This is a genomic window from Micromonospora sp. DT46 (assembly GCF_049841735.1).
GTDB lineage: Bacteria > Actinomycetota > Actinomycetes > Mycobacteriales > Micromonosporaceae > Micromonospora > Micromonospora reichwaldensis.
In genome coordinates, this window is record NZ_JBNCKW010000014.1 from 53,430 (window position 1) to 78,802 (window position 25,373).

Consider the following 25,373-nt stretch of genomic DNA (forward strand, 5'->3'; position numbering starts at 1 on the left):
GCCGCCCCTTTCCCCCAAACCCGCAGGAAACTCACGCGGGCGGGTAACTCGGGCGGGTTACGGCAGGAGCACCGCGGCGAGGGGGTGGACGCTCTCCTCGATCTCGTCGGCGACCCGGCTGAAGCACTGGTCGCCGCGCCCCCACGGATCGTCGAGATCGTCGGTGGGCAGCGAGGTGGTGCCCAGCCGGGCTGCGTGGGCGGCCTCCACCAGGGCCACGCCGCGCGCGTACACCGCGTCGGGGGTCGCCTCGGCCGCCGGCAGGGCGGCGGCGTCCACGCCGGCGAGCAGCCGGCCGAACTCGCCCAGCACGAACGTGCGCGACTCGGCGTCGGGGCGCAGCGCCACCACGTACTCCTGCTGGTCGGCGGTGGCGGTCAGGACGAGGTCGGCGGCGTCGATGTGGTCCGACCGCAGCTTGCGCGCGGCGAAGCCGGCGACGCTGCCGCCCCGGGAGGTCACCTGGCGCGACGCCGGCGGGTTCATCTCCTCGCCGGCGTGCCAGCCCCCGGTGCCGGCGCTGTGGCTGTGCAGCAGCTCGTCGGCGCGCTCCGGGTCGATCTCGCGGCGGGCCAGCCGTTCCCGGACGGCGAGGGCCAGCAGCCGCTCGGCCATCGGGGAGCGGCAGATGTTGCCCATGCACACGTGCAGCACGGTGAACGGAGGCACTCAGACCCCCTGGCCGACGAGGATGTCGGGCACCACGTCGCGGAGCTTCTCCAACCCGACGGCGCCCTGGCGGAGGAGCTGCGGCACCTCGCCGGTGAGGTCCACGATCGTGCTCGGCACCGGATCCGGGCACGGCCCGGCCTCCAGGTAGGCCCGCACCGAGTAGGAGAGCTGGTCGCGGGCCTCCTCGGCGGTGAGGGCGGCCGGCTGGCCGGTCTTGTTGGCCGAGGCGACCGCCATCGGGCCCGTCTCGCGCAGCACCTCCAGCGCCACCGGGTGCAGCGGCATCCGCACCGCCACCGTCCCCGAGGAGTCGCCGAGGTCCCAGCGCAGGCTGGGCGAGTGCGCCACGATGATGGTCAGCGCCCCGGGCCAGAACGCCTCGACGAGGTCCCGGGCCGCCTGGGGCAGCGAGTAGACCAGGCCGTCGAGGGTGTGCCGGGAGCCGATCAGCACGGGCGGCGGCACCTGACGGCCACCCTTGGCGTCCAGCAGGGCCTTGACCGCGTACGGGGTGAACGCGTCCGCGCCGATCCCGTAGACCGTGTCGGTCGGCAGGACGACCAGCTCGCCGTTCTTGACCGCCTCGATGGCAGCGGCGATGCCGCGGTCCCGGTCGGCGGGCGACCGGCAGTCGTAGAGCATCACGAGGAGTCAGTCTGCCACGTCGCGGCGACGGCGGCGTGCTGGCCGTCCGCCCGACGGGACGCGGTCGCGAAGCGGGGCCGTCCGGTCAGGTCCGGGTGGCCGGCGACCGCCTCGAACCGGCCGTCCGCGGCGAGCAGGTCGGGCACCGCCGTGCCGTGCGTGTCGTCGTGCTCCACGCCGAACACGCCGCCCGGGCGCAGCAGCACCGCCGCCCGCGCGATCACCGGGCGGATCACCGCCAGGCCGTCCCCGCCGCCGAAGACCGCGTTCGCCGGATCGTGCCGGCCCACCTCCGGGGGTACGGCCACCCCCGACGGCACGTACGGCGGGTTGCAGAGCAGCACGTCGACCCGGCCCACCAGGTCGGCGAGCAGGTCGGCGGCGGTGACGTCCGCCGCCACCACCTCGATCGGCCGGTCCCCCGCCTCGACGCGGGCCGCCGCGTTGCGGTGCAGCCAGGGCAGCGCCGCCGCCGACCGTTCCACCGCCACCACCCGGGCCGCCGGCAGCTCCTGGGCCACCGAGAGGGCGATCGCCCCCGAGCCGCTGCACAGGTCCACCACCAGCGCGGCGCCCAGGCGCCGGCCCTGCGCGATCCCCCAGCCGGCGAGCAGCTCCGTCTCGGGCCGGGGCACGAAGACGCCCGGCCCGACGGCCAGTTCCAGGTGCCGGAAGCCGGCGCTGCCCGTGAGATGCTGCAATGGTTCCCGCCCGGCCCGCCGCGCGACCAGCTCGTCGAACCGGTCGAGCTGGTCGGCCGTGAGGTCGTCGGCCAGCGCCAGCCGACCCCGGGGCACCGCCAGCACGTACGCGGCCAACTGCTCCGCCTCGGCGCGGGGCGAGGCGATACCGGCGTCGGCGAGGGCCCGGGACGCCCGGGCCAACGCCACGGAAGGGCGCTGCCGTCTCGTCCCTTCGGACGGGTGTTGCGGCACGGTGGTCACGAGATAATCATGGGGCGTCGCGCTGGACATCACGAGCGGATGCGTCCGGACGCACACCGACAGGAGGTCGCGGTGGGTTGGCTCGACCGGGTCACCGACCAGGTTGACGCCCTGACGCGGGCGCGGGCCCTCCAGGAGTCCAGCCGCTCCGCCGAGGCGTACGCGATCCTCGACCGGGTCGTCGCCACCACCACCGACCCGTACGCGCGGGCCGACGCCCTGGTGCAGCGCCTCTCCGCGGTGATCAACCTCGGGCGGACGGCGGAGTACACCCGGGCCGTCGAGGAGGCCTCCACCGCCGTCCGCGACCTCGCCGAGCCCTACCTGCTCGGGCACCTCAACGCGCTGGCCGCCCTCGCCGCGCACCACCAGGGCGCGCTGGACCGCTGCGTCACCCACCTGGTGAAGGCCGCCCGGGCGTTGGGCGCCGTGGCGGACCCCGACCGGGACACCGCGTGGGGCTGGCACGACCTGGCGATGGCCTACTCGTACCTCAGCTTCCACGGCTACGCCCTCGGCGCCATCGAACGGGCGCGGCAGCTCGGCAGCGCCGCCGAGATCCCGGAGGAGACCTTCGCCGCTCCCGGGATCCGGCTGCGCAACGCCGTCGCCCTCGACCACAACGGCGACAGCGACGGCTGCCTGCGGGTGCTGCGCGACGTCGCCGCCGACCTGGACCGGTTCCTGGGCAGCGGACGGGCCGGCAAGCTACGCCCCAGCAGCCTGGCCGCGTACGGCTACGCCGCCGCCCGGCGGGCGGCCCTCGGCGACCGGTGGGACGTCGCCCCGCAGGCCGGCCCGGCCCGGCTGCTCGGCCACGGCGGCGACAGCGCCCGCGCCCGCGACATGCGCCAGCTCGGCCAGGTCTGCCTGGCCGTCGCCGAGGGACGGCCGATCGAGGCCGTCACCCGGCTGGACACCGTCCAGGTCTCCACGGAGACGCTGGGCGCGGCCGAACCGGCCCGGCTGCGCAGCATCGCCCTGGCCCGCGCCGGCGACCACGCGGGTGCGCACCGGGCCGACCGGCTGGCGTTCCGGCTGGCCGCCCAGCGCAACGACCGGCTCCGCGACGTCTACATCGACGGCATCGCCGCCCGCATCGACCACGAGGAGATGCGCCGCGAGGCGGCCCGCTTCGAGGGCGAGGCGTTGACCGACCCGCTGACCGGGCTGCCCAACCGGCGGCGGCTGGAGCGCTACATCGCCACCCTGGTCGCCCACGGCGACCGGGTGGTCATCGGCGTCTGCGACCTGGACGGCTTCAAGGCCGTCAACACCCGGCACGGGCACCACTCCGGCGACCTGGTGCTCCAGCGCATCGCCGGGGTGATCAACCGGGTGATGCGCCGGGGCGACTTCGTGGCCCGCTACGGCGGGGACGAGTTCGTGGTGGTGCTGCCCGGCGCCGGAATGACCGAGGCGGCCGAGGTGGGCCGCCGCATCGACGCCGCGGTGCGCACCGAGGACTGGGAGTCACTGGTCCCCGGCACGCCGGTCGGGGTCAGCGTCGGCTTCGCCGAGGTGGGCGCCACCGGTCCCGGCCTGCGCGACGCCCTCGGCACCGCGTTCGAGGCCGCCGACCGCGCGATGCTGGCGGCGAAGACCCGCCCCCGTGCCTCCTGACGCCTCGTCGGGCCCCGGGGGTCAGCGGCGGGTCAGCTCGGTGTCGCCGGCCAGGCGGGCGGCGCGGTCGGCCTCGGCGAGGGCGTCGAGGACCGCGTCCAGGTCACCGGCGAGCGCCAGGTCCAGGTTGTACGCGGTGTAGCCGATCCGGTGGTCGGTGATGCGGTTCTGCGGGAAGTTGTAGGTGCGGATCCGCTCGGAGCGGTCCACGGTGCGCACCTGCGCCTTGCGGGCGTCCGAGGCGGCCGCGTCGGCCTGCTCCTGGGCCGCCGCCAGCAGCCGGGCGCGCAGGATCCGCATCGCCTGCTCCCGGTTCTGCAACTGGGACTTCTCGTTCTGGCAGGAGACCACGATGCCCGTCGGCACGTGCGTGATCCGTACCGCCGAGTCGGTGGTGTTCACCGACTGGCCGCCGGGCCCCGACGAGCGGAACACGTCGATGCGCAGCTCGTTCGGGTCGATGGTGACGTCGACGTCCTCGGCCTCCGGCAGCACCAGCACCCCGGCGGCGCTCGTGTGGATGCGGCCCTGCGACTCGGTGACCGGTACGCGCTGCACCCGGTGCACGCCGCCCTCCCACTTGAGCCGGGACCAGACGCCGTTGCCGCCCTCGGGCACACCCTTGGTCTTGATCGCCAGCGAGACGTCCTTCACCCCGCCCAGGTCCGAGTCCTGGGCGTCGATCACCTCGGTGAGCCAGCCGCGCCGCTCGGCGTAGCGGGTGTACATCCGCAGCAGGTCGCCGGCGAACAGCGCGGACTCCTCGCCGCCCTCGCCCGCCTTGATCTCGACGATCACGTCCTTGGCGTCGTGCGGGTCGCGCGGGATCAGCAGCTCCGCCAGCCGCTGCTCCAGCGCCGGCAGGCTCTCCGCGATCGACTCGGCCTCAGCGGCGAAGGACGCGTCCTCGGCGACCAGTTCCCGGGCGGCGGCGAGGTCGGCGCGGGCCTGCTCCAGCTCCCCGGCTGCCTTGTGCAGCGGGACCAGCTCGGCGTACCGGCGGCCGACCCGGCGGGCGGTGTTCTGGTCGGCGTGGATGGCCGGGTCCGCCAGCCGCTTCTCCAACTCGGCGTACTCGTCGAGGAGGGCGGCCAGGCGCTCGCTGCTCATGCGGGGGAGGCTCCTTCGACGGGGACGGGGCAGGACCAGGGGGAATACGGACGGCGCCCGCGTCCGGCACGAAACCGGACGCGGGCGCCGAACGAGGAGCTACTTGGCCTTCTTGGCCTGAACCTTGGCGTACTTCTGCTGGAACTTCGCCACCCGACCCGCGGTGTCCAGGACGCGCTGCTTGCCGGTGTAGAACGGGTGGCAGGCGCTGCAGGTCTCGACGTGGATCGAGCCGCCCTTGGCGGTGCTGCGGGTGGTGAACGTGTTACCGCAGGAGCAGCTGACCTCGGTGGTCACGTACTCCGGGTGGATGTTGGACTTCATCTCGCCTCGGTCCTCTCGTGGATGGTCGCCGGGTCGCCGTCGGTGTCCGTCGCGGCGCGCGACGGGCTCGGGCGTGAACCGGAACCGGTGGCCGATTGACCAGTGTGCCATGGGCGTACGCCGACCCGGCAGTCGGGCCGCACGGCTGGTCCGGCATCGACAACGCACGCCCCACCTGCTGCATTCCCGACGCCTGGCCGGGCATTCGTCCCGGCACGGCCGCCGTCGGCGTCGTGCCCCGCCCGGGGCACGCGGCGCTCACGGCGGGACCGCCGACGACGTACGACACGGAGGAGCCGATGGCCCGCCTGATCGCCACCCGGGGACTGCCCGCCTCCGGCAAGACCACGTTCGCCCGGACCCTCCAGCCCTCCGTGGTCCGCGTCAACCGCGACGACCTGCGCCGCATGCTGCACGGCGAGCGGCTGTTCACCCAGTGGGCGGAGTGGCAGGTCACCGTCGTGCAGCGGGCGCAGGTCGAGGCGCTGCTGCGGGTCCACGCCGACGTCTGCGTCGACGACACCAACCTGCGGTCGCGGACCCTGCGCGACTGGGCCGACCTGGCCGCCCGGCACGGCGCCGGGTTCGAGGTGCACGACTTCACCGACGTGCCGCTGGCGGAGTGCCTGCGCCGCGACGCCGCCCGCCCCGAGGCCGACCGGGTCGGCGAGGCGTGGATCCGCCGGCTGCACGAGCGCTACCTGGAAGGTCGTACGCTGCCGCTGCCCGTGCCGCAGGCCCGGACGGGGCGGCCCGCCACGGTGCACGCCCCGTCGACCGAGCCGCCGGAGATCGTGCTGGTGGACATCGACGGCACGGTCGCGCTGAACGTCTCGCGCAGCCCGTACGACATGACCCGGGTCGCCGAGGACGAGCCCAACCCGGCGGTGATCGCGGCGGTCCGGGCGATGCACGCCGCCGGATACGGCGTGGTGTTCTGCTCGGGCCGGGACGCCACCGCCCGCGCCGCCACCGAGGCGTGGCTGGCCCGGCACGTCCGGGTCCCCTACCTCGGCCTGCACCTGCGCGCCGTCGGCGACAACCGGAAGGACTCCGTGGTCAAGCGGGAGATCTACGAGCGCGAGATCGCCGACCGCTACCGGGTGGTCGGCGTCTTCGACGACCGCCAGCAGGTGGTGCGGATGTGGCGCGCCCTCGGCCTCACCGTCTTCCAGGTGGCCGAGGGCGACTTCTGAGCGGTCGCGGGTGTGAGGAAGGGCACCTTCCCATCGCCTGGGCGACAGGAAGGTGCCCTTCCTTGCATCTCAGGCGGCGGGAGCCGCGGCGGCGGCCGTCAGGGTGACGGTGGCCTCCGCCCGCGCGCCGTTGACCGCGACGGCGAGCTTGACCTGCGCGCCGGGGCGCAGGGCAGTGAGCTTGCCGGTGGCCGGGTCGAAGCGGGCCACGTGCCAGGGCTTCAGCCCGAGGATCGAGCCGACGTGCACGTTCGGCGAGGCGGACCAGTCCGCGCTCACCGGCGCCGCCACCGGCACCGTACGCCCGCCGGGCTGGGTCACCGTGGCGGTGACCGTCGCCGGGGCGCCGACCGCGACGCTGGCCGGGGCGGTCAGCGTGAGCGCGTCGACGTGTGCGTGCGTCTCGGCGCTGACCCAGCGTGGGCCCTCGACGAGGGGGTTGCGCCGGGCCCGGTCGGCCTCGGCCGGGCTCACCGGGTCCACCCCGAACTCCGTCCACCCGGTGAAGCCGCCCTGGTCGGCGGGGGTGGAGGGGTTCTTGCCCGAGTTGCCGTTGATCAGGTACGGCACCCCGTCGACCCGGTCGGCGTGGAAGGTGCCGACGTGCCCGCCGACGAACGCGGCGCCCTTGCCGGTGCGGTGCTGGAAGTCGGCCAGCCACTGCTCCAGCAGCGCCGCCTCCTTCCGGTCGCCGAGCTGGCTGGCCTTGGCCGGGCTGGGGTCGCGCGGCGGGTGGTGGTGCAGCACGACCACCGAGCCGACGGCCGGGTCACCGGCCGCCGAGTCGAGCGCCTCGCGCAGCATCCGCACCTGGTCGAAGCCGCCGCCGCGCAGCGAACCCGTCGACGAGTTCAGCGTGACGAACCGGGTGCCCTTGTGGTCGAAGGTCCGCTCGGTGTCACCGAAGGCGGCCCGGAAGTTGGCGATCGGGGCGCCCATGATCTCGTGGTTGCCGGGCACGTAGTAGTACGGCAGTTCCCCGCCGAGTTCCTCGTCCAGCAGCCGCTTGGCGAGCGCGAAGTCCGCCGGGTAGGCGGTGTCCACGAAGTCGCCGTTGATCACCAGGAAGTCCGGCTTCGCGGCCTTGACCTCGCGGAGCGTACGGCGGGCCTGGGCGACCAGGTCGCTGTCCGGGTTCGCCGCGACGAACTGCGCGTCGGACAGGACGGCGAAGCGCCAGGGCGCCCCGTTCACCGTGCCGTCGCGCAGCACCACCCGGTCGGTGCGCGGCTTCTCGGCCGGCGCGTCGACCGTCGGCGGCACCTTCGCCACCAGGTCGTCGATGATGACCTCGCTGCGGTACTGCGCGGCGGCGTTGGTCTCCGCCACGTAGAACCGGCGGACCCGCACCGGGTACTGCACCCCGGCGGGGACCGCGAACTCGACGTACTTCCAGCCCGTCCAGGTGATCAGCGGGCCGCGCAGCACGTGCTGGGTGTCCTGGGCGTCGTGCAGGTGCAGGCTGGGCCACTCCCCCGTGCCGTTGCCGTGGATCCACATGCCGAACGCCTGCGGCTGGCCGGGCACCTCGATCCAGGCGGGCGGGTCCGCGTACGCGGCCCGGGTGCCGGTGGACTGGCTGAAGTCGTACGTCATCTTCAGGCCCGTGCCGGTGCGGCCCGCCGCGGGCGCGACCGCGCCGCTGGCCCGCGCCTGGCTGAACTTCCAGGCCGCCGCGTCGTCGAAGCCGGCCACCGGCACGTCGGTCAGCCCGACGGTGACCGGCAGGACGGTGCTGCTCCGGCCAACGTGGACGGTGACCAGCGCCGAGCCGGTGTCCCGCAGGGCGGTGACGGCGAGGTTGCCGTCGGCGGTCGGCGCGATCTTCAGCAGGTCCTTGTCGTAGTCGAGCTTCAGGTCGGCCGGCTCGATGGGGGCGGTGTTGCCCTCGGCGTCGTAACCGACGACGCCGAACAGCGCGCTGCCCTCGGCACCGGTCAGGCCGACCCGGTCCACCGTGGAGTCGATCCGGGCCAGCGGCCCGAGCACGGTCAGGTCGAGGGTGCCACGGGCCGCGCCCCGCGAGGCGGTGACCGTGGTGCTTCCGGGCAGGAGGGCCCGGAAGCGGCCCTTGCCGTCGACGACGCCGTGCACCGCCGGGTTGGCCCGCCACGTCGGCGCGCCGGCCGCTGGGCCGTACGTCTCGTCGTGGCCGGCGGCGGTGAGCTGGCGGGTCAGGCCGGGGAAGACGCGGTCGGGCCGGCCGCCGCGCACCGGCGCGACGCCGGGAGCGGTGGTCGGGTCGCTGGCGGTCTCCAGCCAGTACCCGGTGAGCCGGCCGCTGCCCTTGGGCGCGTAGATGGCCAGGCCGTTGGGCACGGCCCGCTCGCTGCCGTCGGACGGGCTGTTCTCCACCTGCACGGCCGCCGCACCCGGTTCCCGGGCGAGCAGCGTCGAGGAGCCGCCGCCGTCGAGGTTGAGCGCGTGGTGGGCGCCGAGTTCGGCCATCATGCGGCCCATCTCGGTCTGGGTGACGCCCCGGCTGTCGACCTGCCGACCGTCCACAGTCATCATGATCATGCGCCGGCCGTCGGCGGAGAAGCCGACGGACGTGCGCGGGGCCAGCGACGCGTCGGCAATGCTCTGCACCACCCCGTCGCGGACCAGCACGTTGCCGCCGCCGACGGCCGCGTGCAGGTTGCTGCCGTCGGCCGGCTTGGGCCGGTAGGCGACCGTCACCGCGTCGCCGGGACGCAGCCCGGCGAGGGCGTCCGCGCCGGCGTCGCGGCCGAGCAGCACGGTGGTGCCGGCCGGGACCGCCCCGCTTCCGGCCGTCCCGGCGACGGTGGCGACGCGGCCGTCGACCACCGTGACCTCCGTGACGCGGGCGGCGCCCTCGACCGCACGTTGCCGGGTGTACGACCCCCAGAGCGCGGTGAACACGCCGATCCCGTTCGCCTGGATCATGTTGTTGAACTGGGTCAGCGTCACCGGACCGGTCGGCAGGGTCGCGGTGCCGTCGAAGTTCACCTCGATGACCCGGCCGAGCCCCTCGGTGGTGATCGCGACGGCGTTGCGGTGCCCGCTGACCGCGGACTGGACCAGTTGGCCGTCGCGGACGCCGACCCCCTGGGCGGCACCGGAGTTGTTGATGTCGAAGAAGTCGCCGTTGACGGCGGCAACCGCACGGGCCGCGTCGACGGCGCCGCGCAGCGGCTCGGCCCGGCTGACCGCGCCGGAATTGACGTAGTCCACGGTGAGGCCGCCGGTGAGGTCGGCGGTCAGCGCGTCCGCGCGCAGCCAGCCGTCGGCGTCGTACCGGTCGAAGGAGGTCAGGTTGAGGCCCGGGGCGACCGGGCGGGTGGTCTTCGCCGTCTCCAGCCCGCCGGCCGGCTCCACGCCGGTCGGGGCCGCGGCGGCCGACATGCTCGCGGCCGGATCGCCGGCGAGCGTCACGGAGCCTGCGGAGTACGAGGAGGAGCGCGGCGCGTCCTCGGCGGCGGTGAGGGACGGGTCGGTGGCCGGAGCGGGCGCACCGGCGTTCGCCGGCACGGTGCCGGCCAGGGTGAGCAGCGGCGTCAGCAGCAGGACGCCTGCGAGCCGGGCGGATCGTCTGCGGGTACGCATGGGCGACAGTCAACCGGACGATGAATAGAAGTTTCAATAGCTGCCGGCCAAAGCGAAGGAAAACTCCACCCTTCCGGCGGTCGTCCCCGCCATTGCCGACACCGCCCCCTCCGGAGCACGGGCCCTGGGAGCACGGGCCCTCGGAGCACGGGCCCCCGCACCGCACCGCACCGCACCGCACAAGCGGAGCCACAACCCGGCAGCACGTGCTGCGACCGCGCGCCCCGCCGCCACACCCACGGACCTCACGGCGCACCCACGGACCTCACCGCCGCACCCCACGGCCACACCGCGACATGTGCTCGAGGCCCCACGGCCACCCACACCGCGCGTGCGCTCGGTGGATCGCCCTGCGGCGTGCGCCCGGGACCGCACGACCACCCACATTCGGTCACGGAGAGTGGGCGATTCTGCGCCGCTCCACCCCTCGCTCCGTCCCCTTTGCTCTGCATCCATATCCGCACCGGACACGCCATGTAAGCGGTGCCAATGTGGATGCAGAGCAAAGGGGAACTGGAGGATGGTGCGGCCGGACCGCACCCCACGACGAATTACCTGGTCACAGGCCCTCAGCAGCGACGGCCGAGGTGACACGCTCTTCCCACGCCCAAATTCGGTCACGTAGAGTCACAACGAAGGCTCTTCGAGCCGAAGGTTACCGATCGTCACGGAAGCGAGCTGGCAAGGTGGATCGTCCGGCTGCCCGTCTGCGGTACGCAGCGCCCGACGCCCGGCACCCGACCGACGCCCGGCACCCGGCACCGCCGCCGGCACCGGCACGCGGCACCGAAGCTCACCCACGAAACCGACGGGCAGGGACGCGAGAAGGGCACGGCCTCGTGGCCGTGCCCTTCTCGCTGTCTCACCCGGGGAGGGTCACTCCCCCGGCGTCGACTTGGCGATCTGCATCAGGAACTCGATGTTGGTGCGGGTCTGCTTGAGCTTGTCCAGCAGCAGGTCCAGCGCCGCCTGCGAGTCCAGCGAGTGCAGGACCTTCCGGAGCTTGTGGATGATGGCCAGCTCCTCCGGCGCGAGCAGGATCTCCTCCTTGCGCGTGCCGGACGGGTGGATGTCGATGGCCGGGAAGATGCGCTTGTCGGCGATCTTCCGGTCCAGCTTCAGCTCCGCGTTGCCGGTGCCCTTGAACTCCTCGAAGATGACCGTGTCCGCCATGGACCCGGTCTCCACCAGCGCGGTGGCGAGGATGGTCAGCGAGCCGCCGTTCTCGATGTTGCGGGCCGCACCCAGGAAACGCTTCGGCGGGTAGAGCGCGGTGGAGTCGATACCACCCGACATGATCCGGCCGCTGGCCGGCGCCGCCAGGTTGTACGACCGACCGAGGCGGGTCACCGAGTCGAGCAGCACGACCACGTCGTGGCCCAGCTCGACCAGGCGCTTCGCCCGCTCGATCGCCAGCTCGGCCACCGTGGTGTGGTCCTGCGGCGGACGGTCGAACGTCGCCGCGATGACCTCACCCTTCACCGACCGCTGCATGTCGGTGACCTCTTCGGGCCGCTCGTCCACCAGCACCACCATCAGGTGGCACTCCGGGTTGTTGTGCGTGATCGCGTTCGCGATGGCCTGGAGCACCATCGTCTTACCCGCCTTCGGCGGCGACACGATCAGCGCGCGCTGGCCCTTGCCGAGCGGCATGACCAGGTCGATGACCCGGGTGGTGAGGATGTGCGGCTCGGTCTCCAGCCGCAGGCGCTCCTGCGGGTAGAGCGGGGTGAGCTTGTAGAACTCCGGCCGGCGCTTCGCCTCGTCCGGCTCCATCCCGTTGATGGTGTCCAGCCGCACCAGCGGGTTGTACTTGTCCCGCCGCTGCTCGCCGTCGCGCGAGGCGCGCACCGCACCGGTGATGGCGTCGCCGCGCCGCAGGCCGTACTTCTTGATCTGCGACATGGAGACGTAGACGTCGTTCGGGCCGGCCAGGTAGCCGGTGGTCCGTACGAACGCGTAGTTGTCGAGCACGTCGATGATGCCGGCCACCGGGACGAGCACGTCGTCCTCGCCGACCTGCGGCTCGCGCCCGCCGTCGCGCCCGCCGTCGCGCCCGCCATCGCGGCCACCGTCGCCGCCCTCGGCGCGCTCACCGCGGCCACGGCGGCGGTCCCGGAACCGGCTGCGCCGGCCACGCCGGCCACCGCTCTCGTCGTCGTCGCCGTCGTTGTCACGCTCGACGCGCTGGCCCCGGTCGCCGCGCTCGTTGCGGTCACGGTCGCCGCCCCGCTCGGCACGCTCGGCACGCTCGCCCCGCTCGTTGCGGTCACCGCGCTCGGCACGTTCGCCGCGGTCACCCCGCTCGTTGCGCTCGCCCCGCTCGGCACGGTCACCGCGCTCGGCACGGTCACCCCGCTCCGCGCGGTCACCGCGGTCCGCACGCTCGGCACGGTCACCGCGCTCGTTGCGGTCGCCGCGCTCGGCACGGTCGCCCCGCTCCGCACGCTCGCCGCGCTCGGCACGGTCGCCCCGCTCCGTACGCTCGCCGCGCTCGGCACGGTCGCCGCGCTCGGCGCGGTCACCGCGCTCACGGCCGCGGTCGGCACGCTCGCCGGCCTCGGCCTCGTCCGCGCGCGTCTCCGCCGGACGAGCCTCCGCCGGACGAACCTCCGCCGGACGGGCAGCCTCCGCCTCACGAGCCTCCACCGGACGGGCCTCCGCGGCCCGTGCCTCGGAGGTGGCGGCCCGGCTGCGCCGGGTCCGGCCACGGGGCTCGGCCTCGGCAGCCGCCGGCTCCGCCGGAGCCTGCTCCGCGGTACGCCGCCCGGCCGCCGGCCGCTCGGTGCTCTCGCGGACCTCGGCGTGGGCCTCTTCACGGGCGGGAGCGGCAGCGGCCTCGGCCCGCGGTCGAGGGGTCCCGGCGGTGGCGCCGCCCTGCCGCTCGGAGATCGCGCTGATCAGCTCGCCCTTACGCATGCGGGCCGTGCCCGAGATGCCGAGCGACGCGGCCAGGCTCTGCAGCTCCGGCAGCAGCATCGCCGACAGGCCGGTGCCGCTACGCCGACGACGGGCGGGGGCGGCGGCGGTGGTGGCATCGCCAGCGACGTTGGAAACATCCGACGTCACGTCGGTGGTGTCGCTCAATGGATTCCTTCCCTCGATAGGCCGGGACTGCCCGGAGTCGAAAACAAGGTGGCCGGGCGGCCTCGGTGCACCCGCCTCGCATGGACGCGTCGCGGGAGTCTGTGACACAGCAGCCGGTCGGTTTCCCGACTCACCGAAGGTCGGTGAGCAGGTCTCGCCGTCTGCGGCGACCTGTGAAGACTGCGGTGCGGCGTGGGCCTAGGCAGGGGTGACGGGCTGACCGCCGAGAGCTTCGGGGGTGCGCCGACCCGCAGGGAGATCGCATGCTTCGCGGCTGTGCTAAGTCTAGAGCGTAATCAACTCTTCCGACCTGCGGCAACAGGGTCCCGCTCTGCGTGTCCCAGTCTACCCCGGGCAACCTGTGCTCCGCGCCCGTCTGGATCCAACCGCCAGACCTCCCAGCCTGTTCCCGGGTCGAAGCCCTCGGGCGGGCCGGTCAGGGCCAGGACGGTCGGGCCCGCACCACTGACCACGGCGGCCACACCGGCCTCACGCAGCGCTTTCACCAGGGCGGCGCTTCCCGGCATGCCGTCGGCGCGGTAGTCCTGGTGCAGCCGGTCGACCGTGGCCGGCAGCAGCAGATTCGGGTCGGCGGTCAGCGCGTGCACCAGCAGCGCGGCGCGGCCCGCGTTCAGCGCCGCGTCGCCGTGGGGCACGGTGGCCGGCAGCGCGGCCCGCGCGGTGGCCGTCAGGCCACGCTCCGCCGGCACGAAGACCGTCGGGCGTACGCCGTCGGCGACCGGCAGCGACACCGCCCGGGCGCCGGAGGGCTCCGTCCAGGCCAGGGTGAAGCCGCCGAGCAGGCACGGCGCCACGTTGTCCGGATGGCCCTCGATCTCGGCGGCGAGGCGCAGCGCGGCGGCGTCGTCGAGCCGGGTCTCGCCGTCGGTGACCAGCGCACGGGCCAGCAGCACGCCGGCGACGATCGCCGCGGACGAGGAACCCAGCCCACGGGCCTGCGGGATGCGGTTGACGCACTCCACCGCCAGCCCGGGCGGCTGCCCGCCGAGCCCGTCGAAGGCCGCCCGCATGGCGCGGACGACCAGGTGCCGGTCGTCGGCCGGCAACTCCCCGGCGCCCTGCCCGGCCACGGTCACCGTGACGCCCCCCGCCGTCACCTCGGCGGCCACGTCGTCGTGCAGCGCCAGGGCGAGCCCCAGGGCGTCGAACCCCGGCCCCAGGTTGGCGCTGGTGGCGGGGACCCGGACCCGGACCGGGCCGGAGATGAAGTTCGTCGGCACGGGCTCATGGTAGGGCTGCGCACCGACGGGGCGGATCGCCGCCCGCCGGATGGACCGGGCCGGACGGCCTCGTCACCGGACGGTGGTGGCGCCGCCGGTCCGTTAGCCTGGCCCGACCGACGGCGGCTGGAGGCGGGAATGCGCGAATTCGAGTACCTGGCGAGGACGGTCGTCTTCGAGGCGCCCACGGTGCTGGTGCTGCTGGTCGGGCTCGTACTGGCCGCGACGGCCGGGGGGCGGCTGCCTCGGAAGCCCCGGCTGCTGGCGCTGTCCGGGCTCGGCGTGCTGCTGGGCAGCGCACTGTTCAACGTGGCCTGGATCCTGCTGCTGTCCCGCGCGTTCAGTTTCGACTGGGGATACTCGAACTTCCGGCTCATGAACCTGGCCTACGGCGGGGTGCAGGCCCTGGCGTACCCGATCGGGACGGGTCTGCTGATCGCGGCGGTGCTGGTCGGGCGGCGGGCGGGCGGCGCGGAGGCCGGCCCGTTCGGCGGACGGCCGCTCGCCGGCGGCGGGCCGGTGCCGACCACCGCGCCGGGGCCCGTCGCCCAGCCGGTGCCGCCGACCGACCCGGGGTGGACCGTGGAGGGCGGGGCCGACGTGCCGGCGCAGTGGGGCGGTCGATCCCGGCCGGACACGCCGACGGGCGCCGGGACGGACCAGCCCTGACCGCCGGGCGGGACGGCGGGCGGCGCGAGCGCGCGGCGCTCGGAGTCGGCGGGCGGCGTGTGCGAGCGCGCGGCGCTCGGGCCGGCCGCCGCCGTCAGCGGGCGGCGCTCGGGGCCGGTTGCGCGGCCGGGTCCGTGAGCGAGAGCCGGCGGGTGGCGATCCGCCAGCCGACCGCGTAGACCACCGTGACGAGGCCGCAGCTGGCCAGCACCACCCGCTCGTCCACGGTGTCCACCACTGCGGCCACGGCGAGCTGGCTGACCGAGACGGCGAGCGTCGCCAGCATCATGTCGGTGGCGAAGACGCGGCCCCGCAGCCGGTCCGGCACCTCCCCCTGCAGGGCGAAGTTCGACATCACCCAGTTGCTGCCGCCGGCGAAGTGGGCGACGAAGACCAGGGCCAGCACCAGCGGGAACCAGTTGGCGACCGAGGTGCCGAGGTAGGCCAGGCCGTAGAGGGACATCGACAGCGCCAGCCCGGGCAGCAGCCAGGCGCGGTTGGTCAGCACCCGGCGCATCAGGATCGGCCCGACGAGCGCCCCCGCCCCGCGGACCGCGAAGAGCAGCCCGGTGCCGACGGGACCCACGCCGTACACCGCCGCGAGCAGCGGGAACACCGTCAGCACGCCGTTGCCGAGGCCCACCGCCGACTTCACGGTGACCAGCGCCAGCACCCTCGGCCGGTGCCCGATGTAGCCAAGCGCCTCCCGGATCGCCGGCCAGGTCCGCTGCACGGGCAGCTCCGCGTCGCGGGGCGCCTGCAACGGCCGGCGGATCAGCGTGGCCAGGCCCGCGGCGACCACCAGGCCCACCGCCGCCACCCAGAAGCAGGCGTACGGGCCGACGGCGGCGCTGAGCACGCCACCCAGGGAGGCGCCGACGACGGTCATGGTGCCCCAGGCCGAGCCCGCGACGGCGTTGCCGGCGGCCAGCTCGTCGGGGTCGAGCACGTTGGGCAGGGCCGCCTGGGCCGCCGGGGAGTAGAACGCCTTGGCGACCGCCACGACACCGATCCCGGCCATCGCCAGCCAGGCGGTCTCCGCGCTGCGGACGCCGAGCAGCAGCAGCACGCCGAACAGTGCCGCGACGTTCGAGATGATCATGATCTTGCGCCGGTCGAACCGGTCCGCGATCGTGCCCGTGTACGGCAGCAGCAGCGCCACGATCCCGGTGTCGACGGCGAGCACCAGCGCGCCCCACACGCCGCTGCCGGTCAGGTCCGGCAGCAGCACCAGCAGCGGCACCATGACGAACCAGTCGGCGCCGAAGACCACCAGCTCGGCGAGGAACAGATTGCGGAAGTTGCGGTTGTGGGTGAGGACCGAGACGGTGGACGGCACGTTCGGGACCCTACCGGGCGGTGACCGGCGGGCCAGGCGTACGGCGGGTACCTGACCGAACGCGAACACCCCCGGCGGGTGGGACCCGTCGGGGGTGTTCGCGCACTGCCGTTACTCGGCCGGCGGCAGCGGGGACGTGCGGCTCTTCGGCAGCCGCAGCACCTCGAACTGGTCGGTGCCGTCCACCAGCGCGCCCGACGGCGTCGGCCGGGACGCCGGGGCGTCGGTGGCCTCCGTGCCGGCGGTGGACGGGGCGCCCCCGGCGGGCACCGGGACCGGCTCGGCGGCGGGCGCCCCACCGTCGTCGCCGGCCGGCTCGCCGTCGCCCGTGCCGGTGGCCGGGGCCACCCCGCCGGAGCGGCGGGCCCGGCGGGCGCGGAACGACTCCTTGGTGTTCTCCGCCATGGCATAGAGCGTCGGCACCAGGATCAGGGTGAGCAGCGTCGAGCTGAGCAGCCCGCCGATCACCACGATCGCCAGCGGCTTGGAGATGAAGCCGCCCTCCCCGGTGAGGCCGAGCGCCATCGGCAGCAGCGCGAAGATGGTGGCGATCGCCGTCATCAGGATCGGCCGCAGCCGGCGCCGGCCGCCCTCGACCACCGCCTCCTGGACCCCCATGCCCTGGGCCCGGTACTGGTTGACGAGATCCAGCAGCACGATCGCGTTTGTCACCACGATGCCGACCAGCATGAGCACGCCGATCAGCGCCGGCACACCCATCGGGGTGCCGGTGACCAGCAGCAGGCCGATCGCGCCGGTCGCCGCGAACGGAATGGAGATCAACAGGATCAGCGCCTGGACCAGGCTCCGGAACGTCGCCACCATGATCAGGAAGACGATCGCGATGGCGGCGAGCACGGCCAGGCCCAGGTCGGCGAAGGCCTCCTCCTGGTCGGCGCTGACGCCGCCGATGGCGAAGGTCGCCCCCGGCACATCGATGCCGTCCAGCTTCTTCTGCAGCTCCTGCGTGATGGCGCCGAGGTTCGAGCCGGTGGCCGTACCGGTGACGGAGACGCTGCGCTCGCCGTCGATCCGGCTCACCTGCTGCGGGCCCTCGGTCTGGGTGACGTCGGCGATGTCGTCGAGCTTCACCGGCCCGACCGGCATCGCGCGCAGTTCCTCCACCGTGGTCGGCGGCTTGCCCGCGAACCGCAGCACCACGTCCCGCTGCCCGTCGTCGAGCGTGACCTGCCCCAGGGGCGAACCCCGGAACGCCTGGGCCACCACCTGGCCGACGGCGGCCTCGGTGAGCCCGACCCGGCCGGCGGCGACCCGGTCGACGGTGACGTCGACGCGCGGCACCCGGGTGGCGAGGCTGGTGGAGACGTCCTCGACGCCCGCCAGCCCGGCCATCGCCGACCGGACCTCCTCGGCGGCCCGGGTCAGCGCCTCCGGGTCGGTGCCCTGGACGACCACCTCGATCTGGTTGGCCGCCGCCCCGCCCTGGCCGGCGCCGAAGCTGACCTCACCGACGGCCGGGCCCAGCGCGTCGAACTCCCGGCGCAGCTTCTCCCGCATCTCCTGGGCGTCGGTCCCGTCACCGAGGGCCAGCGACCAGTTGGCGACGTTGTTGCCGCCGCCGCCGAACGGGTTGTCCCCGCCGCCCGCCGTGACCTGGTACGTCTCGACGTCCTCGGTGCGCTCCAGCACCGCCTCGATCTGCTTGGCCGCCGCGTCGGTGCCGAGCAGGCCGGTGCCCGCCGGCAGCTCCTGGGTGATGCTCAGGGTGTCCTGGCCGGAGTCGTCGATGAAGTTGGTCTCCAGCTGGCGGGACAGGCCGAAGGTGCCGAACAGCACGAGCACGCCGAGCCCCAGCGTGATCCACCGGGTGGCCCGCTTGCGGGTGGCGAACCCGATCACCGGCAGGTACGCCCGCTGCAACGGGTTGCGCAGCTCCTTCTCCTCGGCCGCCCGACGCACCTCGGCGTCGTCCGCCGTGCCGCTCGGCGGCTTCAGGAACCAGTACGCGAGCACCGGGATGACGGTCAGCGAGACCAGCAGCGAGGCGAGCAGGGCCACCGTGACGGTGATCGCGAACGGCGCGAAGAGCTGCCCGACGAAGCCGCCCACCAGGGCGATCGGCGCGAAGACGGCGACCGTGGTGAGGGTGGACGCGGTCACCGCGCCGGCCACCTCGCGGACGGCGGCGAGGATCGCCTGCCGCTTCGGCTCGCCGTACTCCAGGTGTCTCTTGATGTTCTCGAGCACGACGATCGAGTCGTCGACCACCCGGCCGACCGCGATGGTGAGCGCGCCGAGGGTGAGCAGGTTGAGCGAGTAGTCGCCGATCCAGAGGGCGATCAGGGCGACCACCACCGAGAGCGGGATGGAGACCGCGGTGACCACGGTGGAGCGCACCGACAGCAGGAAGACCAGGATGACGATGACGGCCATGACCAGGCCCAGCAGGCCCTCGGTGGTCAGGCTCTCGATCGACTTCTCGACGAAGGGCGCCTGGTCGAAGACGACGGTCAGCTCGGCGCCGGAGGCCTCCCGCAGGTCGGCGAGGCGGTCCCGGATCTCGTGGGAGATCTCCACGGCGTTGCCGTCCGGGGATGCGGTGACCGCGATGCCCAGGCTGTCCTTGCCGTTGGTGCGGGTGATCGCGGTGGCCGGGGCGAGCTGCTGCTCGACGGTGGCCACGTCGCCGAGGCGGACCGGGGCCGCCCGGCCCGTCGCCGGCGCGACCACGACGCCCCGGAGGTCGTCCAGCGTGGCGAGCCGGGTGCCGACCTGCACCGGGAGCGCGCGGGTGCCGTCGGTCACCGCGCCGGCCGGCACCGTCACGCCGTTGGTCTTCAACGCCGCGCCGAGGGCGGTCGGCTGGAGCTTCGCCGCCGCCAGCTTGGCCGGGTCCGGGGTGACCACCACGACGTCGTCGCGGGCGCCGGTCAGGTCGACCGTCCGCACCCCCTCGATCGCCTCCAGCTCGGGCACCACCGTGGCGCGCAGCTTCTCCGCGAGGACGCGCTGGTCGTCACCGCCGGAGGCGGCGAGCACCACCGCGGGCAGGTCGTCGGTGCTGCCGGCGATGACCTGCGGGTCGACTCCCTCGGGCAGCTGCGCGTCGATCCGGTTGAGCGCGGTCTGCATCTTGTTGACCACGTCGTCCAGGTCGGTGCCGAACTCGTACTGGACCTGGACGGTCGTGGAGCCCTCGCGGGAGGTCGAGGTGACCTGGTCCAGCCCGGGGATGCCCTGGAGGGCGTTCTCGATCGGCTCGGTGACCTGCGACTCGACGACCTCGGGCCCGGCGCCGGGGTAGACCGCCACGATGAAGGCCGCCGGGAACTCCAGCGACGGCAGGAGTTGCTGCTTCAGTGACGGTACGGCGAACGCCCCGAACAGCGTGGTCACCACCGCGATGAGGGCGATCAGCCCTCGGTTGGCGAGGCTGAATCTGGCGAGCAGCGACATCGGCGTGACTCACTCCTGGAAAAGGCGATTGGCGGGGGTACGGATTCTCCCCCACCCGGCCCGACCGGCCCCGGTCGGCCCTGCCCCAGTCCGATGCACAGGACTCGCCTGCGCCACCCCGATTTTCCTCCTGTCGACCTCCGCCGGCGCCGATCCGCCGGCGGCTCAGGCGAGGCCGATCCCGCTCGCGGCTCAGGCGAGGTCGAGGCAGCGGGCGGCGGCCAGCGGGTCGTTGGCGATGGTGGTGGGCACGGGCGCGGTGGAGATCGCCCACTCCGGGTCCTTCAGGCCGTGGCCGGTGACCGTGCAGACCACCGTCGAGCCGGCCGGGACCCGACCGGCGGCGGCCTGCTGGAGCAGGCCGGCCACGCTGGCCGCGCTGCCCAGCTCGACGAAGACCCCGACCTCGCGGGCGAGCAGCCGGTACGCGGCCAGGATCTCCCGGTCGGTGACGGCGGCGATCAGCCCGCCCGAGGAGTCCCGGGCGTCGAGCGCCCTGGTCCAGCTCGCCGGGTTGCCGATCCGGATGGCGGTGGCGATCGTGGACGGCTCGCGGACCACCTCCCCGGTGACGATCGGGGCGGCGCCGGCGGCCTGGAAGCCGTACATCTTCGGGGCCCGGGTGGCGTTGCCGTCCCGCAGCTCCTCCGAGTAGCCCATCCAGTAGGCCGAGACGTTGCCGGCGTTGCCGACCGGCAGGCAGTGGATGTCGGGCGCGTCACCCAACGCCTCGACGATCTCGAACGCGGCCGTCTTCTGGCCGTGCAGCCGGTCGATGTTGACCGAGTTGACCAGGGCGACCGGGTAGTCCTGCGCGAGCTTGGCGGCCAGCGACAGGCAGTCGTCGAAGTTGCCGGTGACCTGGAGCAGCTTCGCCCCGTGCACGAGCGCCTGGGCCAGCTTGCCCAGCGCGATCTTGCCCTGCGGCACGAGCACCGCGCAGGTCAGGCCGGCGCGGGCCGCGTACGCCGCCGCGGAGGCGCTGGTGTTGCCGGTGGAGGCGCAGATGATCGCCTTGTTGCCGGCCTCGACCGCCTTGGAGACCGCGAGGGTCATGCCCCGGTCCTTGAACGAGCCGGTCGGGTTGGCGCCCTCCACCTTCAGGTGCACGTCGCAGCCGAGCCGGGCGGAGAGCACCGGCGCGGGCAGCAGCGGCGTGTTCCCCTCGTGCAGGGTCACGACCGGGGTGGCGTCGGTGACCGGCAGCCGGTCCCGGTACGCGTCGATCAGACCCCGCCACATGTCGTTCTCCCTCGCCTCTACCGTCCCGCCGAGTCGGGCACGCCTCCAGCCTGGACCAGTCTCGCCGTGTGCCCGCCGGCGCACCCGCAGTTAACCATCAGGCGAGACGCGGAAGCGCTCGCCCCGCCGGGCCGGGACAGCGGACGGGCCCAGGCACGCCCGACCCGCACCGCCGGCGGTCGCGGGCCGGCCCGCTCCCGTCACCGAGGCCCCGCGGGCGGACCGCTCAGAGCCCGCCCTCGACCCGCAGCACGCTCGCCACGGAGCGGACGATGTCCAGCCCGCGCAGCTCCCGCACGGTGGCGGCGAGCGCCGCGTCCGGCGCCACGTGGGTGACGATCACCAGGTCGGCGTCCTCGCCCCGGCCGGTCGCGCCGCCGCCCGCCGGGCCCTGCCGCACGGTGGCGATCGACACGTCGTGCCGGGCGAACACGCCGGCCACCGCCTCCAGCACACCCGGCCGGTCGGCCACGTCGAGGCTGATGTGGTAGCGGGTCAGCGCCTCCCCCATGGGCCGCACCGGCAGGTCGGCGTACGCGCTCTCGCTGGCCGACCGCACCCCGGCGAGCCGGTTGCGGGAGACCGCCACCACGTCGCCCAGCACCGCACTGGCCGTCGGCGCGCCGCCCGCGCCCCGGCCGTAGAACATCAGCGGCCCGGCCGCCTCGGCCTCGACGAAGACCGCGTTGAACGCGTCGCCGACGCTGGCCAGCGGGTGGCCCAGCGGGATCATCGCCGGGTGCACCCGCACGCTGACCGTCTCCCGGCCGGCGGCGTCGGCGCCCCGGGCGGCGATGCAGAGCAGCTTGATGGTGCAGCCCATCGCCTTGGCGCTGGCCACGTCGGCCGCCGTGACCTCGGTGATGCCCTCGCGGTGCACGTCGGCCGCGCCGACCCGGGTGTGGAAGGCCAGCGAGGCGAGGATGGCCGCCTTGGCCGCCGCGTCGAAGCCCTCCACGTCGGCGGTCGGGTCGGCCTCGGCGTAGCCCAGCTCGGTGGCCTCCTCCAGCGCCTCCGCGAAGCCGGCGCCGGTGGCGTCCATGGCGGAGAGGATGAAGTTGGTGGTGCCGTTGACGATGCCGGTGACCCGGTTGATCCGGTCGCCGTGCAGCGACTCGCGCAGCGGGCGCAGCAGCGGGATCGCCCCCGCCACGGACGCCTCGTAGTAGAGGTCGCCGCCGCCCTCGGCCGCCGCGTCGTGCAGGGCGGCGCCGTCCTCGGCGAGCAGCGCCTTGTTGGCCGTGACCACGCTCTTGCCGGCCCGCAGCGCCTCCACCAGCCAGCCCCGCGCCGGCTCGATGCCGCCGACCACCTCGACGACCACGTCCACGTCGTCGCGCTTGATCAGCCCCAGCGCGTCGGTGGTGAACAGGGTCGGGTCGACGGGCAGCTCGCCCCGGTCGCGGCCGAGACGGCGTACGGCGATGCCGGCGATCTCCAGCGGGGCGCCGATCCGGGCGGCGAGGTCGGCCGCCTGCTCGTGCAGCAGCCGGACCACCTCGCTACCGACCGTGCCGCAGCCGAGCAGTGCCAGGCGCACAGGTGATGTCATCGGTGTCGCGGCGTGGATACCCCGGCCTCCAGGCAGGGGAGGAAACGCCGCTCCCTCCCCTCGGTGAGTGTTCTCAGACCGGTAAGATATGAGGCGTGGGTGAGGTAGTGAAGCGGGCGTACAAGTACCGCTTTTATCCATCCCCTGAGCAGACCGAACAGTTGAACCGGACGTTCGGATGCGTGCGTCTGGTCTACAACCGGGCGTTGGCAGCGCGCACCCGGGCATGGGCCAACGACCGGCAGCGCACCAACTACGTGCAGTCCTCGGCGTGGCTGACGGATTGGAAACGCACCGACGACCTGGCGTTCCTCAACGAGGTGTCGTCGGTGCCGTTGCAGCAGACGCTGCGACATCTGCAAAGCGCTTTCGCCGCCTTCTGGGACAAGCGCGCCCGATACCCCCGATTCAAGTCCAAGCGCAAATCGCGCGCGTCGGCGGAGTACACCCGGTCGGCGTTTCGCTGGCGCGACGGTCGGCTCACCTTGGCGAAAATGCACGCGCCGCTGGCTGTCGTGTGGTCCCGGCCCCTGCCCGAAGGCGCGAATCCGTCCACGGTGACGGTGTCCCGAGACACGGCCGGTCGCTGGTTCGTGTCCCTGCTGGTGGAAGACCCGACCGTCGTGCCGCTGCCGCCCTCGTCCAGCGTGGTCGGTGTGGACGCCGGCCTCACCAGCCTGGTGACCCTTTCCACCGGAGATAAGGTCACCAACCCGCGTCACGCGCGCGTCGAGCGGCGGAAGCTGGCCATAGCGCAGCGGAACCTGTCCCGTAAGGAAAAGGGGTCCGCGAACCGGGCCAAGGCCCGTGTCAAGGTGGCCCGTATCCATGCCCGCATCGCCAACCGGCGACGCGATCATCTGCACAAGCTGAGCACTCGACTCATCCGCGAGAACCAAACGGTCATGATCGAGGATCTCACCGTACGCAACATGCTTCGCAACCATCGGCTGGCCCGGGCCATCTCCGATGCGGCCTGGTCGGAACTGCGCAACATGCTGGAGTACAAGACAGCCTGGTACGGCCGCACCGTGATCGCCATCGACCGGTTCTACCCGTCGTCGAAGACCTGCTCGGCGTGCGGACGCATCAACACCAAACTCACCCTCGGCGTCCGCGTCTGGACGTGCCCCAGCTGCGACACCACGCACGACCGGGACGTCAACGCCGCCAACAACATTCTCGCCGCAGGGCTTGCGGAGAGGTAAAACGCCTGTCGAGCTGACGTAACACCTCACGGGATTCTCCCTACGGGCAGTCGGCGACGAAGCAGGAACACCTTCGGGCGACCGAAGGAGCCCCCGCCCATCAGGGCGGCGGAGGATGTCAACCCACGTCCAATGCCAGCAGGTCCTCTTCGGTCTCCCGCCGGACGATCAGGCGCGCCTGGCCGTCGCGCACCGCGACCACCGGGGGGCGGGGCACGTGGTTGTAGTTGCTGGCCATGCTCCGGCAGTAGGCACCGGTGCCCGGCACCGCGACAAGATCTCCGGGCTGCACGTCGGCGGGCAGGAATTCATCCTTCACCACGATGTCCCCGGACTCACAATGCTTTCCCACCACGCGGGCGAGCATCGGCTCGGCGGCCGACGCCCGGGACGCCAGCGTCGCGGAGTAGGACGCGTCGTAGAGCGCGGTGCGGATGTTGTCGCTCATCCCGCCGTCGACGCTCACGTAGGCACGACGCCCGTCCGCTGCGTCACCACCAGTGCCTACCGGCACGGACTTGACCGTGCCGACCTCGTAGAGGGTGAACACGGCCGGCCCGACGATCGCCCGACCCGGCTCGATCGACAGGTGCGGGACCGCCAGCCGCTCGGCGGCGCACTCGGCCTCGACGATCCGGCGCAGCCGCTTCGCGAGGTCCTGCGGGGCGGCCGGGTCGTCCTGCGTCGTGTACGCGATGCCGAAGCCACCGCCGAGGTCCAGCTCGGGCAGCTCCACCCCGCGCGCGTCGCGGATCTGCGCCTGGAGGCCGAGCACCCGGCGGGCGGAGACCTCGAAGCCGCTGGCGTCGAAGATCTGCGAGCCGATGTGCGAGTGCAGGCCGCGCAGCTCCAGCACGCCCTCGTCGAGCACCCGGAAGGCCGCCTCGGCCGCCGCCCCGCCCGCGAGGGAGAAGCCGAACTTCTGGTCCTCGTGCGCGGTGGCGATGAACTCGTGGGTGTGCGCCTCGACGCCGACCGTGACCCGGATCATCACCCGGGGGCGGACGCCCCGCTCACGGGCGAGCGCGGTGAGGCGGCCGATCTCGTCGAACGAGTCGAGGATGATCCGGCCGACCCCGGCGTCGAGCGCCCGGCTCAGCTCGGTCACCGACTTGTTGTTGCCGTGGAAGCCGATCCGCTCGGGCGGCATCCCGGCCGACAGCGCGGTGGCCAGCTCGCCCCCGGTGCACACGTCGAGGTGCAGGCCCTCCTCGGCGATCATCCGGACCACGGCCCGGCAGAGGAAGGCCTTGCCGGCGTAGTAGACGTCGACGCCGTCGAAGGCGGTGCGGAAGTCCCGGGCCCGGGACCGCAGGTCGTCCTCGTCGAGGACGTACACCGGGGTGCCGAACTCGGCCGCGAGGTCGCGGACGCCGAGGCCGGCCACGGCGAGCACGCCGTCGCCGTCGCGGGTGACGTTGCGCGGCCACAGCTGCGGCACCAGGGCGTTGACGTCGACCGGGGTGCGCAGCCAGGACGGCCCCCGGCTGCCGATGTCACCGTGCAGCGCACCGGCCTCGTGAGCACGCATTACCGC

Annotated in this window: 17 protein-coding genes; 4 read left to right on the forward strand and 13 right to left on the reverse strand. The window is 73.7% G+C overall.

The window, feature by feature from the left end; translation table 11 throughout:
* Positions 1-57 precede the first annotated feature (57 nt).
* From ACLQ20_RS29785 to prmC, 3 genes are read right to left on the reverse strand one after another with little or no spacing between them, the layout of a single operon-like run.
* On the reverse strand, positions 58-669 hold the full coding sequence (locus tag ACLQ20_RS29785) for a phosphotyrosine protein phosphatase (protein WP_425858222.1): 612 nt from the start codon (positions 667-669) through the stop codon (positions 58-60).
* A complete protein-coding gene (locus tag ACLQ20_RS29790) occupies positions 670-1,314 on the reverse strand; it encodes an L-threonylcarbamoyladenylate synthase (RefSeq protein WP_151452912.1) in 645 nt (214 codons plus the stop codon). It lies immediately after the preceding gene.
* Positions 1,314-2,252 (reverse strand): peptide chain release factor N(5)-glutamine methyltransferase, encoded by a 939-nt coding sequence (gene prmC / locus ACLQ20_RS29795; protein ID WP_425858245.1) that lies wholly within the window; start codon positions 2,250-2,252, stop codon positions 1,314-1,316. Before prmC ends, ACLQ20_RS29790 begins: the two co-directional genes overlap by 1 nt.
* Before the next feature lie 81 nt (positions 2,253-2,333).
* On the opposite strand from prmC, the gene ACLQ20_RS29800 reads away from it, so the two are divergent.
* A complete protein-coding gene (locus ACLQ20_RS29800; RefSeq protein ID WP_151452888.1) occupies positions 2,334-3,884 on the forward strand; it encodes a GGDEF domain-containing protein in 1,551 nt (516 codons plus the stop codon).
* 21 nt (positions 3,885-3,905) lie between these two features.
* On the opposite strand, the gene prfA is transcribed toward ACLQ20_RS29800, so the two are convergent.
* Together prfA and rpmE are read right to left on the reverse strand one after the other, a co-directional pair.
* Entirely contained in the window at positions 3,906-4,994 is a 1,089-nt protein-coding gene (gene prfA / locus ACLQ20_RS29805; protein WP_151452889.1) for a peptide chain release factor 1, read from the reverse strand.
* A 99-nt stretch (positions 4,995-5,093) separates the two neighbouring features.
* Positions 5,094-5,318, reverse strand: a complete 225-nt coding sequence (gene rpmE, locus ACLQ20_RS29810; RefSeq protein ID WP_088998650.1) for a 50S ribosomal protein L31 — start codon at positions 5,316-5,318, stop codon at positions 5,094-5,096.
* 299 nt (positions 5,319-5,617) lie between these two features.
* Here rpmE and ACLQ20_RS29815 point away from each other — a divergent pair, with 299 nt between their 5' ends.
* Positions 5,618-6,514: an AAA family ATPase gene (locus ACLQ20_RS29815; RefSeq protein WP_425858246.1), complete on the forward strand. Its 897-nt coding sequence runs from the start codon at positions 5,618-5,620 to the stop codon at positions 6,512-6,514.
* A gap of 69 nt (positions 6,515-6,583) precedes the next feature.
* Here the strand turns inward: ACLQ20_RS29815 and ACLQ20_RS29820 are convergent, their stop codons facing one another.
* The 3 genes from ACLQ20_RS29820 to thrB all read right to left on the reverse strand — a co-directional run bounded on the left by ACLQ20_RS29820 (position 6,584) and on the right by thrB (position 14,409).
* Positions 6,584-10,081 (reverse strand): phosphodiester glycosidase family protein, encoded by a 3,498-nt coding sequence (locus ACLQ20_RS29820; RefSeq protein WP_425858223.1) that lies wholly within the window; start codon positions 10,079-10,081, stop codon positions 6,584-6,586.
* 876 nt (positions 10,082-10,957) lie between these two features.
* Entirely contained in the window at positions 10,958-13,168 is a 2,211-nt protein-coding gene (gene rho, locus ACLQ20_RS29825) for a transcription termination factor Rho (RefSeq protein WP_425858225.1), read from the reverse strand.
* Positions 13,169-13,464: 296 nt separating this feature from the next.
* Positions 13,465-14,409: a homoserine kinase gene (gene thrB, locus ACLQ20_RS29830; protein ID WP_151452893.1), complete on the reverse strand. Its 945-nt coding sequence runs from the start codon at positions 14,407-14,409 to the stop codon at positions 13,465-13,467.
* A gap of 138 nt (positions 14,410-14,547) precedes the next feature.
* On the opposite strand from thrB, the gene ACLQ20_RS29835 reads away from it, so the two are divergent.
* Positions 14,548-15,078 (forward strand): hypothetical protein, encoded by a 531-nt coding sequence (locus ACLQ20_RS29835; RefSeq protein ID WP_151452894.1) that lies wholly within the window; start codon positions 14,548-14,550, stop codon positions 15,076-15,078.
* Between the two features lie 94 nt (positions 15,079-15,172).
* On the opposite strand, the gene ACLQ20_RS29840 is transcribed toward ACLQ20_RS29835, so the two are convergent.
* From ACLQ20_RS29840 to ACLQ20_RS29855, 4 genes are all read right to left on the reverse strand, one after another.
* Positions 15,173-16,417 (reverse strand): MFS transporter, encoded by a 1,245-nt coding sequence (locus ACLQ20_RS29840; protein WP_151452895.1) that lies wholly within the window; start codon positions 16,415-16,417, stop codon positions 15,173-15,175.
* A gap of 111 nt (positions 16,418-16,528) precedes the next feature.
* A complete protein-coding gene (locus tag ACLQ20_RS29845) occupies positions 16,529-19,834 on the reverse strand; it encodes an efflux RND transporter permease subunit (RefSeq protein ID WP_151452896.1) in 3,306 nt (1,101 codons plus the stop codon).
* 192 nt (positions 19,835-20,026) lie between these two features.
* Positions 20,027-21,076 carry a threonine synthase gene (gene thrC / locus ACLQ20_RS29850; protein ID WP_132231180.1) on the reverse strand — a complete coding sequence of 350 codons (1,050 nt, stop codon included), beginning with the start codon at positions 21,074-21,076 and terminating at the stop codon, positions 20,027-20,029.
* 226 nt (positions 21,077-21,302) lie between these two features.
* Positions 21,303-22,616, reverse strand: a complete 1,314-nt coding sequence (locus ACLQ20_RS29855; RefSeq protein WP_192581268.1) for a homoserine dehydrogenase — start codon at positions 22,614-22,616, stop codon at positions 21,303-21,305.
* A 107-nt stretch (positions 22,617-22,723) separates the two neighbouring features.
* On the opposite strand from ACLQ20_RS29855, the gene ACLQ20_RS29860 reads away from it, so the two are divergent.
* On the forward strand, positions 22,724-23,836 hold the full coding sequence (locus ACLQ20_RS29860) for an RNA-guided endonuclease InsQ/TnpB family protein (protein WP_425858227.1): 1,113 nt from the start codon (positions 22,724-22,726) through the stop codon (positions 23,834-23,836).
* A 118-nt stretch (positions 23,837-23,954) separates the two neighbouring features.
* Here the strand turns inward: ACLQ20_RS29860 and lysA are convergent, their stop codons facing one another.
* Complete coding sequence (lysA, locus tag ACLQ20_RS29865; RefSeq protein WP_425858229.1) at positions 23,955-25,367, reverse strand: diaminopimelate decarboxylase; 1,413 nt, start codon at positions 25,365-25,367, stop codon at positions 23,955-23,957.
* Positions 25,368-25,373: the final 6 nt, after the last annotated feature.

Excerpts from the sequence above, each read along its gene's own strand:
- ACLQ20_RS29790 (WP_151452912.1), bottom strand. The coding sequence starts at position 1,314 with ATGCTCTACGACTGCCGGTCGCCCGCCGACCGGGACCGCGGCATCGCC.
- prfA (WP_151452889.1), bottom strand. The coding sequence starts at position 4,994 with ATGAGCAGCGAGCGCCTGGCCGCCCTCCTCGACGAGTACGCCGAGTTG.
- rpmE (WP_088998650.1), bottom strand. The coding sequence starts at position 5,318 with ATGAAGTCCAACATCCACCCGGAGTACGTGACCACCGAGGTCAGCTGC.
- ACLQ20_RS29815 (WP_425858246.1), top strand. The coding sequence starts at position 5,618 with ATGGCCCGCCTGATCGCCACCCGGGGACTGCCCGCCTCCGGCAAGACC.
- ACLQ20_RS29820 (WP_425858223.1), bottom strand. The coding sequence starts at position 10,081 with ATGCGTACCCGCAGACGATCCGCCCGGCTCGCAGGCGTCCTGCTGCTG.
- ACLQ20_RS29835 (WP_151452894.1), top strand. The coding sequence starts at position 14,548 with ATGCGCGAATTCGAGTACCTGGCGAGGACGGTCGTCTTCGAGGCGCCC.
- ACLQ20_RS29845 (WP_151452896.1), bottom strand. The coding sequence starts at position 19,834 with ATGTCGCTGCTCGCCAGATTCAGCCTCGCCAACCGAGGGCTGATCGCC.
- thrC (WP_132231180.1), bottom strand. The coding sequence starts at position 21,076 with ATGTGGCGGGGTCTGATCGACGCGTACCGGGACCGGCTGCCGGTCACC.
- lysA (WP_425858229.1), bottom strand. The coding sequence starts at position 25,367 with ATGCGTGCTCACGAGGCCGGTGCGCTGCACGGTGACATCGGCAGCCGG.